The 13,985-nt window shown below is 72.5% G+C and carries 16 protein-coding genes; 9 read left to right on the forward strand and 7 right to left on the reverse strand.

Annotation, left to right across the window (positions count from 1 at the left end):
- Positions 1-35 precede the first annotated feature (35 nt).
- The 3 genes from AB0K67_RS32050 (at position 36) to AB0K67_RS32060 (ending at position 2,985) form a co-directional block, all read left to right on the forward strand.
- A complete protein-coding gene (locus tag AB0K67_RS32050; RefSeq protein WP_364067774.1) occupies positions 36-1,373 on the forward strand; it encodes an ABC transporter substrate-binding protein in 1,338 nt (445 codons plus the stop codon).
- An 83-nt stretch (positions 1,374-1,456) separates the two neighbouring features.
- Positions 1,457-2,182, forward strand: a complete 726-nt coding sequence (locus AB0K67_RS32055) for a glycerophosphodiester phosphodiesterase family protein (protein ID WP_364067776.1) — start codon at positions 1,457-1,459, stop codon at positions 2,180-2,182.
- On the forward strand, positions 2,179-2,985 hold the full coding sequence (locus AB0K67_RS32060) for an HAD family phosphatase (protein ID WP_364067777.1): 807 nt from the start codon (positions 2,179-2,181) through the stop codon (positions 2,983-2,985). Before AB0K67_RS32055 ends, AB0K67_RS32060 begins: the two co-directional genes overlap by 4 nt.
- Before the next feature lie 15 nt (positions 2,986-3,000).
- Here AB0K67_RS32060 and AB0K67_RS32065 read toward each other — a convergent pair whose 3' ends face one another.
- Positions 3,001-3,726 (reverse strand): alpha/beta hydrolase, encoded by a 726-nt coding sequence (locus AB0K67_RS32065; RefSeq protein WP_364067778.1) that lies wholly within the window; start codon positions 3,724-3,726, stop codon positions 3,001-3,003.
- 142 nt (positions 3,727-3,868) lie between these two features.
- Between AB0K67_RS32065 and AB0K67_RS32070 the strand changes: the two genes are divergently transcribed.
- Positions 3,869-4,696 (forward strand): helix-turn-helix transcriptional regulator, encoded by an 828-nt coding sequence (locus tag AB0K67_RS32070; protein ID WP_364067780.1) that lies wholly within the window; start codon positions 3,869-3,871, stop codon positions 4,694-4,696.
- A 152-nt stretch (positions 4,697-4,848) separates the two neighbouring features.
- Here the strand turns inward: AB0K67_RS32070 and AB0K67_RS32075 are convergent, their stop codons facing one another.
- Complete coding sequence (locus tag AB0K67_RS32075; protein ID WP_364067782.1) at positions 4,849-5,598, reverse strand: GNAT family N-acetyltransferase; 750 nt, start codon at positions 5,596-5,598, stop codon at positions 4,849-4,851.
- A gap of 236 nt (positions 5,599-5,834) precedes the next feature.
- Here AB0K67_RS32075 and AB0K67_RS32080 point away from each other — a divergent pair, with 236 nt between their 5' ends.
- From AB0K67_RS32080 to AB0K67_RS32100, 5 genes are read left to right on the forward strand one after another with little or no spacing between them, the layout of a single operon-like run.
- The gene (locus tag AB0K67_RS32080) at positions 5,835-6,479 is read left to right on the forward strand and encodes an HAD hydrolase-like protein (protein ID WP_364067784.1); all 645 of its coding nucleotides are present in this window, start codon (positions 5,835-5,837) and stop codon (positions 6,477-6,479) included.
- Positions 6,476-6,949 carry a DMT family transporter gene (locus tag AB0K67_RS32085; RefSeq protein WP_364067786.1) on the forward strand — a complete coding sequence of 158 codons (474 nt, stop codon included), beginning with the start codon at positions 6,476-6,478 and terminating at the stop codon, positions 6,947-6,949. Before AB0K67_RS32080 ends, AB0K67_RS32085 begins: the two co-directional genes overlap by 4 nt.
- A gap of 2 nt (positions 6,950-6,951) precedes the next feature.
- The gene (locus tag AB0K67_RS32090; protein ID WP_364068050.1) at positions 6,952-7,413 is read left to right on the forward strand and encodes a DMT family transporter; all 462 of its coding nucleotides are present in this window, start codon (positions 6,952-6,954) and stop codon (positions 7,411-7,413) included.
- A gap of 9 nt (positions 7,414-7,422) precedes the next feature.
- Positions 7,423-7,710 (forward strand): pseudouridine-5'-phosphate glycosidase, encoded by a 288-nt coding sequence (locus AB0K67_RS32095; protein ID WP_364067787.1) that lies wholly within the window; start codon positions 7,423-7,425, stop codon positions 7,708-7,710.
- On the forward strand, positions 7,700-8,836 hold the full coding sequence (locus tag AB0K67_RS32100; RefSeq protein WP_364067788.1) for an LLM class flavin-dependent oxidoreductase: 1,137 nt from the start codon (positions 7,700-7,702) through the stop codon (positions 8,834-8,836). Before AB0K67_RS32095 ends, AB0K67_RS32100 begins: the two co-directional genes overlap by 11 nt.
- A gap of 50 nt (positions 8,837-8,886) precedes the next feature.
- Here AB0K67_RS32100 and AB0K67_RS32105 read toward each other — a convergent pair whose 3' ends face one another.
- The 5 genes from AB0K67_RS32105 to AB0K67_RS32125 are packed head-to-tail and all read right to left on the reverse strand — an operon-like array spanning position 8,887 to position 13,985.
- On the reverse strand, positions 8,887-9,657 hold the full coding sequence (locus AB0K67_RS32105; RefSeq protein ID WP_364067789.1) for an ABC transporter ATP-binding protein: 771 nt from the start codon (positions 9,655-9,657) through the stop codon (positions 8,887-8,889).
- Positions 9,630-10,463 (reverse strand): ABC transporter permease subunit, encoded by an 834-nt coding sequence (locus AB0K67_RS32110; protein ID WP_364067791.1) that lies wholly within the window; start codon positions 10,461-10,463, stop codon positions 9,630-9,632. The genes AB0K67_RS32105 and AB0K67_RS32110 overlap by 28 nt, the downstream gene beginning before the upstream one ends.
- Positions 10,460-11,416, reverse strand: a complete 957-nt coding sequence (locus AB0K67_RS32115; protein WP_364067792.1) for an aliphatic sulfonate ABC transporter substrate-binding protein — start codon at positions 11,414-11,416, stop codon at positions 10,460-10,462. Before AB0K67_RS32115 ends, AB0K67_RS32110 begins: the two co-directional genes overlap by 4 nt.
- 23 nt (positions 11,417-11,439) lie before the next feature.
- A complete protein-coding gene (locus AB0K67_RS32120; protein ID WP_364067794.1) occupies positions 11,440-12,810 on the reverse strand; it encodes an LLM class flavin-dependent oxidoreductase in 1,371 nt (456 codons plus the stop codon).
- Positions 12,807-13,985 (reverse strand): SfnB family sulfur acquisition oxidoreductase, encoded by a 1,179-nt coding sequence (locus AB0K67_RS32125; protein ID WP_364067796.1) that lies wholly within the window; start codon positions 13,983-13,985, stop codon positions 12,807-12,809. The genes AB0K67_RS32120 and AB0K67_RS32125 overlap by 4 nt, the downstream gene beginning before the upstream one ends.

The following is a 13,985-nucleotide window of genomic DNA, read 5'->3' on the forward strand; positions in this document are numbered from 1 at the left end:
TATTCGCGATCCGGCTCGATCAGAAAGGAACCAGCGTGACGGGGACGAGTTTCAGCCGGCGCCGGCTCCTGACCGCCGCCACCGCGGCCGCGGCCGGCCTGGCGCTGAACGCCTGCGCGGGCCGCAGCCTCGGCGACTACGCCCAGGTGAGCGGCCAGGTGCCGGACAAGTTCGCCCGCCGCCAGCGGGTGGTGCTGTGGAGCGCGTTCACCTCGCACAACGCCGAGGTGCTGCAGACGATCATCGACGGGTTCAACGCCTCGCAGACGGACATCTACTGCGAGATCCAGCTGTTCCCCGGGTACACGGCGCTCGACTCCAAGCTGGCCGCCAGCTTCGCCGTGGCGCAGGTCCCCGACCTCGTCACGCTCAGCGACGTGAACTGGAACCGCTACTTCCTCGCCGAGGCGCTGGAACCGCTGAGCGGCTACTTCGACGCGAGCTTCCGGCCCGACTTCTTCCACCCGACGTTCCTGGCCGAGGGCACGATCAGGAACGAGATCTACTGGCTGCCGTGGGCCCGCTCGACGCCGCTGTTCTACTACAACAAGGAGATCTTCGCCGGGGCCGGGCTGCCCGACCGCGGGCCGAAGACGTTCACCGAGCTGCGCGAGTGGGGTCAGCAGCTCAAGGGCTACAAGCACCGCGGCTCGCCGGTCAAGATGCGCGCCTACAACGGCAAGGACGACTGGTACTTCCAGGGCTCGGCCTGGGCCTTCGGCGGCGCCTACTCCGACGGCATGACGTCGAAGCTGGCCTCCGAGGAGACCATCGCCGCCCTGGAGTTCGACCGGGCGTTCATCCACGACGACCAGATGGCCTACCTGGCCTCCGACGTGAACGGCGACTTCGCGTCCGGCGTGGCGGCGACCATCTGCACCTCGACCGGCGCGCTCACCTCGCTGCTCAAGGCCACCGACTTCGAGTTCGGCGCGGCCTTCCTGCCCGAGCAGGTGCAGCCGGGCGTGCCGACCGGCGGCAGCGGGCTGGCGATCATGCGCAACTCCACCAAGGAGCGCAAGCAGGCGACCTGGGAGCTGGTCAAGTACCTGGCCCAGACCGGCGCGCCCGAGTGGAGCCTGAACACCGGCTACCTGCCGGTCACCACCAGCGCGCTCGACTCGCCGAAGATCAAGGAGCGCAACGCCAAGACACCGCAGTACCAGGTCGCCCAAGACCAGCTCAGCCGGGCCCGTCCGCCGGACACCATGCGCCGGTACGTGAACGAGCTCATCTCCGAGATGCTGATCGTGCTGCAGAAGGTGTACTCGGCCAACGCCGATCCGGCCGAGACGCTGCGCGAGGCGGTGCGCAACCTCGACCCCGCCGTCCAGCGGGTGATGCCGAAGTATCGCCGGCTGGTCGCGCCCTGACCTGGACCTCTCGTGCCGCCGCTGCACCGGCCACCCCCACACGGGACGTCATGGACACAACAAGTCACTGAGGAAGGAAGATCGTGGCATTTGCCATCGTCGGGCACCGAGGCGCCATGGCCGAAGCGCCCGAGAACACCATCGCGTCCTACCGCGTGGCCGAGGAGGTCGGCGTCGACGAGCTGGAGACCGACGTCCGCATCAGCTCCGACGGGCAGCTGTTCATGCTGCACGACGCGACGCTGGACAGGACCGCTGCCGACGCGACCGGCAAGGACCTCGGGCCGGTCGCGCGGCTGCCCTGGTCGCGGATCAGTGCGGTGGACGTGGGCGGCGGCGAGCGGGTTCCCACGCTGGAGCAGATGTATCAGGCGACGACCAGGTTCGTGCAGCTCGAAATCAAGGACCTGGCCGCCATCGAGGCCCTGACGGACTTCTTCCTCCGGCACCCCGACCACGCCGAGCGGACGATCCTCACCGGGTTCTCGGTCGAGGCGATGGCGACCGTGGCGCAGAAGCTGCCGCACATCCCGCGCGGCATCATCGTGTCCAAGTGGACCGACGCCGAGAAGCACCCGGGCGGCTACCGGCAGCTCCTTGAGGACACCGGGTCGAGCCGGATCCACAGCGGCGGCGAGGGGCTGACGGCCGAGATCGTCGAGCGGCTGCACGAGGAGGGCTTCCCCGTGCACGGCTGGCCCACCCGTACCCAGGACGACCTGCGCCACTGGATCGAGCTGGGCGTGGACGGCACGACCGGCGACGACCCGCGCACGGTGCGGCGCTGGCTCGCCGAGGAGCTGCGTTGACCGTAAGCGCGGACGGCGTCCCTCATCCGACGGGCAGCGCTCATCCGGCGGGCAGCGCTCATCCGGCGGGCGTCGCCCCTGATCCGGCGGGCGGGAGCGCCCATCCGGTGGGCCGCGGCGTCCCGCCCATGGCGGCGGTGCTGTTCGACATGGACGGCACCCTGTTCGACAGCGAGCCGCTCTGGGACGTCAGCCTCGCCGATCTCGCGGAGAAGCTCGGCGGCACGCTGCGGCCGGAGATCCGCCGCCAGGTGGTCGGCCGCAACCTGCGCGACTCCGCCCAGCTCGTGCAGGACGACCTCGGCGTCGTGGCCGACGCCGACGAGTCGGCGGCGTGGCTGCTGGAACACACCAGGGAGCTGTTCGCCCTCGGGGTGCCGTGGCGGCCCGGCGCCCAGGAGGTGGTGGCGTCGGTACGCCGGAGCGGCGTACCGACGGCGCTGGTGACGTCGAGCCACCGTGTCCTGGTGGACGAGGTGCTGGCCCAGCTCGAACCCGGCACGTTCGACACCGTGGTGTGCGGCGACGAGGTGAGCCGGCCCAAGCCGGATCCGGAGGCGTACCTGACGGCGGCCCGGCGGCTGGGGGTCGATCCGCGTCACTGCGTGGCGCTGGAGGACTCGCCGCCGGGCATCGCGGCGGCGCTGGCCGCGGGCTGCCTGGTCGTGGCCGTCCCCGAGGGCGGCACGACGGGCGGCACCGCAGGCGGCACCGCGGGCGACGGGCACGGCGCGGTGGTGATGGAGCTGGCGGATGTCACCGTCGACCGCCTCTCCTCGCTGCTGGCCGCCAGAGCCGGCTGACCCGCAGGCGCGGGCTCAGCCGAGCTTGAGCAGCAGCCCGGCCAGCTCGTCCGGCATGGTGATCATGCAGTCGTGGCCCGTCGGGAGCTCCCACACCTGGGCGGGACTCCCGTCGGGCTGGACCTCGGGGACGGGCCGGCGCACGATGCCCTCGGGCACGCCTGCCGTGCAGTGGATGTGCGTACGCGGGATCATGCGCGCGGCCGGGTCGCCCAGCCTGACCGGCTGCTGGAAGCAGCGCAGCGGCATGTCCGACAGCATCCCCCGCAGCCACGCCTGGTCGGCCGGGTCGGTGACCCCGAACAGGCCGGCGGGCGGCGGCAGCTCGGGCATCGGCGGCACCCGCCAGCCCTCCCCGGACGCGGCCGCGGCGTCGAGCAGCGCCTGGGTCATGGGCTGTACGTCCACCGCACGCTCGCCGTCCTCGGGGACCATCGCGTCGAGGTAGACGAGCCGGCCGACGCGTCCCGGCACCCGGCCCGCCGCCCCCGTGATGACGAGCCCGGCGTAGCTGTGGCCGACGAGGATCACGTCGGTGAGGTCCTCATCGGCGAGCAGTCCCGCGACGTCGGCGACGTGGGTGTCCAGCCCCACGTGCGGGCCGAGCAGGCGGGCCCGGTCGCCGCAGCCGGTCAGGGAGGGCGCGAGCACCCGGTGCCCGGCCTCGGCCAGCAGCGGGACCACCCGATCCCAGCAGCGCCCGCCGTGCCAGGCCCCGTGGATCAAGACGTACGTCGACATGGTGAAGCTCCAGACTCGTGTGCGACGGTGTTCGTGCGGGACACGAGGCTTCCCGGGTAGCGGTGGCCGGGCCAGAGCCCCCGCGATCCTGGGGGCGGCAGGACCAGGCACGCCCGCCGGGGCACGGCGTAGCGTGGGGCGCATGAGCGACAGAGCCAACCTTCTCGGCGACTACGTGCGCGCCCGGCGGGAGCTCGTCACTCCCGAGCAGGCGGGCATCCCCGCATCGGGCGTACGGCGCGTGCCCGGCCTGCGCCGTGAAGAGGTGGCGCTGCTCGCCGGCATCAGCGCCGACTACTACCTGCGCCTGGAGCAGGGGCGCGACCGCAACCCCTCACCGCAGGTACTCGAAGCGCTCGCCCGGGCGCTACAGCTCGACGACGACGCGACGGCCTACCTGCTCCGCCTCGGCGCGCAGCGGCCGCGCAGGCGCCGGCGGCGGCCGCGCAAGGAATCCGTCCCCGAGGGCGTGGCCAAGCTGATCGCCGCGCTGCCGCTGCCCGCGTACGTGGAGGGCCGCTACCTCGACGTGCTGGCCGCCAACGACCTGGCCACCGCCCTGTCACCGCGGCTCGCGGCGGGCCGCAACCGGCTGCGCGACACGTTCCTCGACCCCGCCGAGCAGGCCCTGCACCCCGGCTGGGAGAACGCCGCGCCGGGCATGGTCGCCGGGTTCCGCGCGTCCGTGGGCACCGACATCGACGATCCTCGCTTCATCGAGCTGGTCGGCGAGCTGTCGCTGGCCAGCCCGCGCTTCGCCCGGCTGTGGGCGCGGCACGACGTCGGCACCTGCGAGGGCGCGGCCAAGCTGCTCGCTCATCCCCAGGTCGGCGAGCTGTGGCTGAACCGGGAGCGGCTGGGCGTGCAGGGCGCGCCGGGCCGGACGCTCGTGGTCATGCACCCGGATCCCGGCACCGGCAGCGCCGAGAAGCTGGCGCTGCTCGCGTCCATCACACGCGCCCCCGCCTGAGGCCCCGGCGCCCCATCACACGCGCCCCCGCCTGAGGCCCCGGCGCCCCATCACACGCGCTCCCGTCTGAAGCTCCGGCGCCCCATCACGCGCGCTCCGACCGAAGACCTCGGTGTCCGTTACGCGCGTGCCCTCCTGAGGCTTCCGAGGGCTTATGACCCGGACTCGACCCTGGCGGGCGCCGTCAGCCGGGCGATGCGGAACGTGACGGGCCGGCGAATGCGGAAGCCGAGCCGCTCGTACAGGCGGATCGCCGGATTGCCGTCGGCGACGTGCAGGAACGGCTGCTCGCCGCGCTCCCTGACGACCGCGATGACGGCGAGCATCAGCCGCCGCGCCAGCCCCTGACCCTGGTGCGCGGGGTCGGTGCAGACGGCGCTGATCTCGGTCCAGCCCGGCGGGCGCATCCGCTCGCCGGCCATCGCCGCCAGCGCGCCGCCCCGGCGGATGCCGAGGTAGACGCCGAGCTCGACGGTGCGCGGGAGGAACGGCCCCGGCTGGGTGCGGCGGACGAGGTCCAGCATCTCCGGCACGTCGGCGGGCCCCAGCCGCACCACCTCGTCGTCGTTCTCCCCCGCGACGTCCTCGCCGGTGAGCTGGTAGCCGGTGATCTCCGTGACCTCGGCCAGGCCGTCGGGCGGCGCCGGCATGGGGCCGGTCATCAGCACGGTGCCGTCCGCGCCCGCCAGCGCCGCCGCGTCACGCCAGTCGGCGAGGCCGGGCTCGGGCGGCAGCGACACGAACGGGGAGACCTCGAAGGCGTAGCGCAGCACCTGGCCGCGCCGTACGGCGAAGTGCGCCTGCGGCCCGAGCAGGGCGGCGCGCACCGGGTCGTCCAGCACGTCCTCGACGGGAGAATCGGGGGCATCACCGCGGGCTGCGCAGGAGGTGGATGCGGTCATGCCCCGACCTTATCCGGCACGATCCGGCCGTCGCGGGCCGCCTCGGCTCCAGTGATCTCGCCGTGCATGGCTCCCCTTCACCTCCGTGAACCACGGCCCAGCTCAGCACGGGCTGCGAAAATCCGTCAAGGTCTACTTGTTATTAGGGATTTTATTCCATGCATAACCCACTTGATTTATCGAGAATTCCTTCTTACGTTGAAGCTGCAGCAGCCGGAGAGGATGCCATGCGTCACGTGACCGTGTTCGATCTCGACGGGACGCTCGTCGACACGCCGCGCGCCATCGTCGAGACCTTCACCGCCGCGTTCGGCGCGCTCGACGCTCCCGCCCCCGCCGCCGCGGCCATCCGCACCACCACCAGGCTCCCGCTCCAGCGCGCCTTCGGCGACCTGCTGGGCGCGGATCCCGGCGGCGCGCTGGTGGCCGAGGCCATCCCGCACCGCCGGCGCCTGTTCAAGGAGACCGAGCTGCCGCGCGCCCGCGAGCTGATCTTCCCGGGCGTGGCCGAGGGGGCGGCGGGGCTGCGTGCCCGCGGCAGCGTCCTGGCCGTGGCCACCAGCGAGGCCATCGGCGAGGTCGTCACCCTGGCGAAGGCCGAGCCGGCGGGCGGCGAAGCGACCCGGCGGGATGCGCCGCAGGCCGCCGGCCCACGACAGACCGTCGAAACACCGCAAGCCGTCGAGTCGCCGCAGACCGCCGAATCACGACAGACCGTCAGGTCGCCGCAGACCGCCGAATCGCGACAGACCGTCAGGTCGCCGCAGACCGCCGAATCGCGACAGACCGTCAGGTCGCCGCAGGCCGCCGAATCGCGACAGACCGTCAGGTCGCCGCAGGCCGCAGGATCGCGGCAGGGCGCCGGGGAGGAGGCCCGATGAGCGGGGGACGCGCGCTCGACTGGGCGCTCGCGATCGCCGGCGGCGTGCTGCTCACGCTGATGACCCAGGCCAACGCCGTGCTCGCCGGGTACACCGACGCCCTCTACGCCTCGTGGGCCGCGCACGGGCTCGGGGCCGTGGTGGCCGCGCTCCTGGCGCTGGCGCTCGCCCGCCGTGCACCGGCTCCCGACCCGGCGACCGGCGATGGCCCGGCCCGCGCGCCGCTCTGGTACTACCTGGGCGGCATCCCGGGCGCTCTCGTCGTCATCCTGTCGGCCATCGCGGTCAACAGCGAGCTGGCCCTGGCGGGCACCGTCGCGCTGATGCTCACCGGACAGATCATCTTCGGCACGGTCTCCGACCGGTTCGGCCTGCTGCACACGCCGCAGCGCCGGATCACGCTCATGGACCTGGCGGTGGCGGCCTGCGTGCTCGCGGGCAGCGTCCTCATCGTCGCGGGAGGGGCGTGACCATGCTCTTCCTCGTCGCCCTGGCGCTGTTCAACGGCGTCCTCATCGGCACCAGCCGCACGATCAACGGCCGGCTCAGCACCCGCAAGGGCGCGTTCCGCGCGTCCGTCTGGAACCACGTGGTCGGCTTCGTCTTCCTCAGCGCGGTGCTGCTCGTGCTGCGCACCTGGCCGGACGTGACGGACACGCCGATCGCCGCGTACGCGGGCGGCGTGTTCGGTGCGTTGTTCGTCGCGGTCAACAGCTACGTCTTCCCCCGGCTCGGCGCGATGAGCGCCTCCGTGCTGGTGATCAGCGGGCAGGTGCTGTCCGCCGTGGTCATCGACTGCATACAGCAGGGCGCGCTGCCCGCGCCGATCAGGCTGGCCGGCGTGGTGCTCGTGCTCCTGGGCCTCACCCTGCCCGGCTTGTCAGCCCGTCTCCGTCAGAGGGAGATCCATCCGTGCCCGACCGAAAAGAAGTGATCGGCCCCCGTGACCGAGGACCCCGTGGCCGAGGACCCCGCGGCCGAGGACCCCGTGGACTCCGCCGTGGCCGAGGCCGCCGTACGTGAGGCGCCGGCCGCCGCGGAGCGCGACGGCGTCACCGGCAACGCGATCACCCGATATCTCATGCGAGCCGCCGACGAGGTCACCGGCGGGCGGGCCTCGCAGGCCACCATGGCGGTGCTCATCAGCACCGCCGAGGTCGGCGGCGTGCTCGCGGCCGCGTACACCCGCCATCGATCCGCTCTCCGACAAGGACGCACCCATGCCCGTTGAGTTCCTCGGCATCGCCTACACCAACAACTCCTCGGAGACCACCGCCCGCTCGGGCCCGTCGTTCGACAAGGACTACACCCTCAAGCTCGCCCGCGCCCACGAGGACCACGGGTGGGACCGGGTCCTGTTCGCCTACGGGTCCGACACGCCGATCCCCACTCCGGCCGCGGCCTGGCTGGCGGCGAAGGTGGAGCGGCTGCAGATCCTGCTCGCGCACCGGCCGAACGTGTCCTACCCGACCTACGCCGCGCGCTCGTTCGCGACGCTCGATCACATCAGCGACGGGCGGCTGACGATCCACTTCATCACCGGCGGCAACGACCACGAGCAGCGCCGCGAGGGCGACACGCTGACCAAGGACCAGCGCTACAGCCGGACCGAGGAGTACATCCAGATCGTCAAGAAGGTGTGGACCAGCAAGGAGCCGTTCGACCACGAGGGCGAGCACTACCGCTTCTACGACTACGTCAGCGACGTCTTCCCGGTGCAGCGGCCGCGTCCCGGCGTCTCCTTCGGCGGCTCCTCCCCCGCCGCGTACGCCGCCGGCGGCGCTGAGGCCGACATCTACTGCCTGTGGGGCGAGCCGCTCGCCGACACCGCCCAGCAGATCGAGTCGGTGTGGGCGGCGGCGCGGGCGGCGGGCCGTACGGACCGGCCGCGCATCCAGGCGGCCTTCCGGCCGATCATCGCCCCTACCGAGGAGCTGGCCTGGGAGAAGGCGCACCGCACGGTCGAGGCCATCAAGGCGCGGCGGGCGACCAGGAGGCCGCCGCGCGGCCACGCGCCCGAGGGGCCGGAGAACACCGGCGCGCAGCGGCTGATCGCGATCGCCGCCAGGGGCGAGCGCTTCGACCGGGCGTTGTGGACGCCCACGTCCGCCGCGACCGGCGGCGAGGGCAACTCCAACGCGCTGGTCGGCACTCCCGAGACCGTGGCCAAGGCGCTGCTCGACTACTACGACCTGGGCGTGGACATCATCTCCGCGCGCGGCTACGACCTGCTCGGCGACGCCATCGACTTCGGCCGGTACGTCATCCCGATCGTCAGGGAGGAGGTGGCCAAGCGGGACCGCGAGGGCGCGGAGCGCGGCCCGCACCTGCTGGAGAAGATCGTCGCCGGGATCTGACCGGCCGGGGCGCCCGGGTCCGGAGGAGGGGCGGGCGCTCCGGCCCCGGGTCAGGACTGGTCGGGGAGCAGGGGCACGCGCAGGCGGGTGAGCAGGTGGCGGCGCAGCGCGCCGAAGGCCGGGTCGTCCTGGGCGCGCGGATGCGGGAGCGTCACGGCGGTGTCCTCGGCGATGCGCCCGTCCTCCAGCACGAGCAGGCGGTCGGCGAGCAACAGCGCCTCGTTCACGTCGTGCGTCACCAGGAGGGCGGCGAAGTCGTGCTCGTCGCGCAGCCGGAAGAACAGCGCCTGCATCCTGAGCCGGTTGAGCGCGTCCAGAGCCGCGAACGGCTCATCGAGCAGCAGCAGGTCGGGCTCGCGGACCAGCGCGCGGGCGAGGGCCACGCGCTGCGCCTGGCCGCCCGACAGCTCCGCGGGCCAGGCCCGCCCGCGGTCGGCCAGCCCGACCTCGGCCAGCGCGGCGGCCGTACGCTGGGCCAGGTCCGGTCCGCGCAGCCCGAGCGCGATGTTGTCGGCGACCCGTTTCCACGGCAGCAGCCGATGCTCCTGGAACACCACGGCGATGTGGCCGCTGGTGCGCACCTCGCCGTCGGCGCCGGAGTCGAGGCCCGCGATGATGCGCAGCAGCGTGCTCTTGCCCGAGCCGCTCGCACCGAGCAGCGCGACCACCTCGCCTTTGCCGATGCGCAGGTCGATGCCGTCGAGGACGAGCCTGTCGCCGTACGCGCGGGTGATGCCCCGCGCGTCGACCACCGCCGTGTCCGACGCTGCGTCCGCCGCGGGTGCGGCCTCGCTCAGCTCGCCTCCAGACCGCGCCGCCATGCCAGCGCCCTCCCTTCCAACGTGCGCAGAGCCAGATCGGACAGCAGGCCGAGCAGGGCGTAGATGACCAGCCCCAGCACGACCACCTCGGTCTGGGCGAACTCGCGGGCCTCCATCATCATGAAGCCGAGCCCGCTGTCGGCGTTGACCTGCTCGCCGACCACCAGGCTGAGCCAGCCCGCGCCGAACGCGAGCCGCAGGCCCAGGAAGAGCGACGGCAGCGCGCCGGGCAGCACGACGTGGCGCAGCCGGGCGGCGGCGGACAGCCCGCAGGTCCGCGCCGCCTCCACCAGCCGCTCGTCGATGCCCCTGATGCCGCTGTAGGTGTTGAGGTAGACGGGGAAGAACGCGCCGAGCGCGACCAGCGTGATCTTCAGCGGCTCGCCGATGCCGACCCAGATGAGCAGCAGCGGGACCAGGCCGAGATGGGGCAGCATGCGGGCCATCTGCACCGGCGGGTCCACGAGGTCGTCGCCGATGCGCAGCAGCCCGGCGATCGAGCCGAGCGCGAGCCCGAGCCCGCCGCCGACGGCCAGGCCGATGACGGCCCTGAGCAGCGAGTCGACGAGGTTGACCCACAGCGTGCCCTCGGCGGCCAGCCGCCAGCCCGCGGCCAGCACGTCGCTGGGGGCCGACAGCTTGTCCGGCGGCAGGATCCCGGCCCGCGAGCAGCCCTCCCAGACCACCACGAGGAGCACCGGGGTGACGGCCCGCCGCCAGCGGGCGGCGCGCGGGGCTTTCCGGTTGCGCCGCACGCGGGTGCGCTCGCCTTCCGTGCGCGCGGGCCGTACGGATGTGGCGGTCATCGCAGCACCTCGCTGAACCTGTCGTCCACCCGCCCGGCGATGTCCACCTTGCCGGGGATGAGCTTCAGCGCGGTGAAGCCGTCGGCGATGCGCTGCAGCTCCGCCCCGATGCCGGCGTTGACCGGGGCGATGGGCCTGGCGCTGCGGGCCAGGGCGCGCTCGGCGACGTCTTCTGGGATCTTCAGCTCGGGCGCCATCGCCTGGGCCCGCTCCTTGGGATGGGCGATGCCCCAGTCGGTGGTCTCGCGGAGCTGCTTGAGCAGCCGCTCGATCTGCGCGGACTTGGTCTCCAGCGCCTCGGGCGAGGCGAGCAGGTACTCGCGGTTGCCGGCCAGCCCGGTCGCGTCGGCGAGCACCTTGACGCCGGGCCGTTCGGCGAGCGCGAAGTACGGATCCCAGATGATCCACGCGTCGACCTGCCCGTTGTCGAACGCGGGCCGCCCCTCCGCCGGCTTGAGGTATTTCACGTTCACGTCGTCGATCGACATGCCGTGCTTCTCGAGGAGCCGGACCAGCAGCCAGTGGACGTTGGAGCCCTTGTTGAGCGCGATCGACTTGCCCTTCAGATCCTCGAAGCCGTTGATGCCGCTGTCCTCCTTGACCAGGACGGCCTCGCCTTGCGGCACCTCTTCCGAGGTGCTGATGATCTTGAAGTCGATCCGGCCCGCCGCGGCGAAGATCGGCGGCGCTTCGCCGGTGTAGGCGACGTCGATGGAGCCGGCCTTGAGCGCCTCGGTCGCCGCAGGACCGCTCTCGAACAGCGACCACGTCACATCCGGCGCCACTCCCCTGGCCTTGACCAGGGTGAGGGCGCCGAATCGCTGATAGCCCACCCGTAGCGGCTCGTCGCGGCCCGCGGCCTGCGACGCCTCGCCGCCGCAGGCGGCCAGGCCGATGAGGAGGACGAGCACGCCCATGACATTCAGGAACAACCGTGAGGGCCGATTGCGCATGCACCGCATACTACCTACAAAACCTACTGATTTACTAGGTTTCGATAGGCGGCGCCCGGGTGGCTGTCCGGCAGCCGGTGGATGCCCGGGCCGAGCAGGCGTTCGCGCAGCGTCGAGTCCTCGTACGAGGTGCGGTAGCGGCCCCGGCGCTGCAGCTCGGGCACGACCAGCTCGATGAAGTCCTCCGCGGTGCCCGGCGACAGGTACTGCATGAGGTTGAACCCGGTCGCGCCGGTCTCGTCGGCCCAGCGCTCGATCTCGTCGGCGACCCGTTCGGGGGTGCCGGCGACGAAGAACGGGCCGCGCCCGATGCGGCCGATGGACTCCAGCACGTCGCGCACCCGCAGCCCGCGCCCCACGAGCTGCCGCACGGCCCGCTCGGTGAAGTCGCCGCCGCGCGCCACGATGTCGTCGATGAACTCCTCGGGGTCGTAGGCCGCGAGGTCGATGCCGCTGCCGCGCTGCGCGAGGAAGCCCTCGACCCGGATGTGCCGCTGCAGGTCGGCGATCTTGGCGTCCACCTCGGCCTGCGTTCGGCCCACGATCACGGAGGCGCTGGGGAAGAACGTGATGTGGTCCGGGTCGCGGCCGTAGGCGGCGGCGCGGCGGCGGGTGTCGGCGATGTCCTCGCGCAGCGCCTCCAGGGACGCCGCGCCGGTGAAGACGGCCTCGGCGTGCCTGGCCGCGAACTCCTTGCCCCGGTCGGAGTTGCCCGCCTGGTAGAGCACGGGCGTGCGCTGCGGCGACGGCTCCGACAGATGCGGGCCGGCCACCCGGAAGTGCTTGCCGACGTGGTCGATGGCGTGCACCTTGGCCGGATCGGTGTAGATGTGCCGCTCCCGGTCGCGCAGCACCGCGCCGTCCTCCCAGCTGCCCTCCCACAGCTTGTAGAGCACCTCCAGGTACTCCTCGGCGATCTCGTAGCGCAGGTCGTGCTCGATCTCGTCGTCCAGGCCGAAGTTGCGCGCGGCGTTGCGCAGGTAGGAGGTGACGATGTTCCAGGCGACCCGGCCCTTGGTCAGGTGGTCGAGGGTGGACATGCGGCGGGCGTGCGCGAACGGCGGCTCGTACGTGGTGGAGAACGTCACCGCGAACCCCAGGTGCTTGGTCACCGCGGCCATGGCGGGCACGACGAGCAGCGGGTCGTTGGCGGGGATCTGCACGGCCTCGCGGATGGCGGTCTCGGGCCCGCCGCGGTAGCGGTCGTAGACGCCGACCACGTCGGCCAGGAACACGGCGTCGAACAGGCCGCGTTCCAGCAGCTTCGCCAGGTCGGTCCAGTACTCCAGGTCGGTGTAGCGGTGGCGGTTGTTGTCGGGGTGCGTCCACAGTCCGTGCTGGATGTGCCCGACGCAGTTCATCTCGAAGAGGTTGAAGTGGATGATGCGGCTCATCGGGGATAGCTCCTGGGGGCGATGCCGTTGAGGTGGTAGTTGCCGACGTCGTGCACCTTGGCCCGGCGCGGGTCGTGCACGGTGTGGGTGCGCGCGTTGCGCCAGTGCCGGCTCAGGCCGAGCGGCTCGCGTACGGCGGAGGCGCCGGCCAGCTCGAACCATTCGGCGCTCACCCGGTTGGCGGCGCGGTCGGCCTGCGCGCGGGCGGCGGCCATGGCGACGGCCGCCTCCGCCGCGAGCTCGGGGAAGTCCTCGGGCGGCGCCGATCTGGCCCGGTCCACGGCGTCGCCGGCGCTCTCCAGCAGCGCGCGTGCCGCCCTGGTGAGCACCGCCAGCTCGCCGAAGAGCTGGATGACGACCGGGTCCTCGACCACCTTCTCCGGCTGGGCGCCCGGCCAGCCGCCCCTTCGGTAGCCGCGCAGGAAGGCGGCGGCGTCGGCGAGCGCGCCTTCTGCGATGCCGGTGTCGATGGCCGCGTGGATGAGCAGGCCGAAGGTGCGGAATGTGCTGACCTCGGCCCGCTTCACCCGCATCACGTGCTCGGCGGGCACGAACACGTCGTCGAGCAGGACGGTGCCGCTGGCCGTGGTGCGCTGACCGAAGCCGTCCCAGTCGTCGACGACGGTGACGCCCGGCGCGTCACTCGGCACGAACGCCACGCGGTGGGAGTCCTCGTCGAGCGCGGTGACCGGGATCCAGTGGGCGAACAGCGCGCCGGTCGAGTAGATCTTGCGGCCGGAGATGAGGTAGCCGTCCTTGTGCGGGCGCAGGGTGGCACGCTCACGCTCGCCATTGGGGCCGCGCGCGTCCACGGCGGCGTTGCCGAAGCGGCGTCCCGCCAGCGCTTCGGCGTAGAAGAACGCCTGCTGCTCGGGGCTGCCGTGCTCGCGCAGCGAGTCGAGGTACCAGAAGTGGTTCTGCGGGATCTGCCCGATGCTGGCGTCGGCCGCCGACAGCTCCCTGATGACCGCGCCCAGCGTGGCGGTGCGCACGCCGGGGCCGCCGTGCTCGGCGGGGACGGTGATGCCGAGCAGGCCGCTGTCGGACAGCGCCTCCAGCTCGGCCACGGGCAGGACGCGCTCGGCGTCGCGCCGCACCGCTCCCTCGGCGAAGGTCGCGGCCAGCTCGCGGGCGATCGCGATCGCCTCGTCATCGGTCTTGATCACATGTGCCAT

It is taken from the genome of Nonomuraea sp. NPDC052634 (genome assembly GCF_040678535.1).
Classification (GTDB): Bacteria; Actinomycetota; Actinomycetes; order Streptosporangiales; family Streptosporangiaceae; genus Nonomuraea; species Nonomuraea fastidiosa.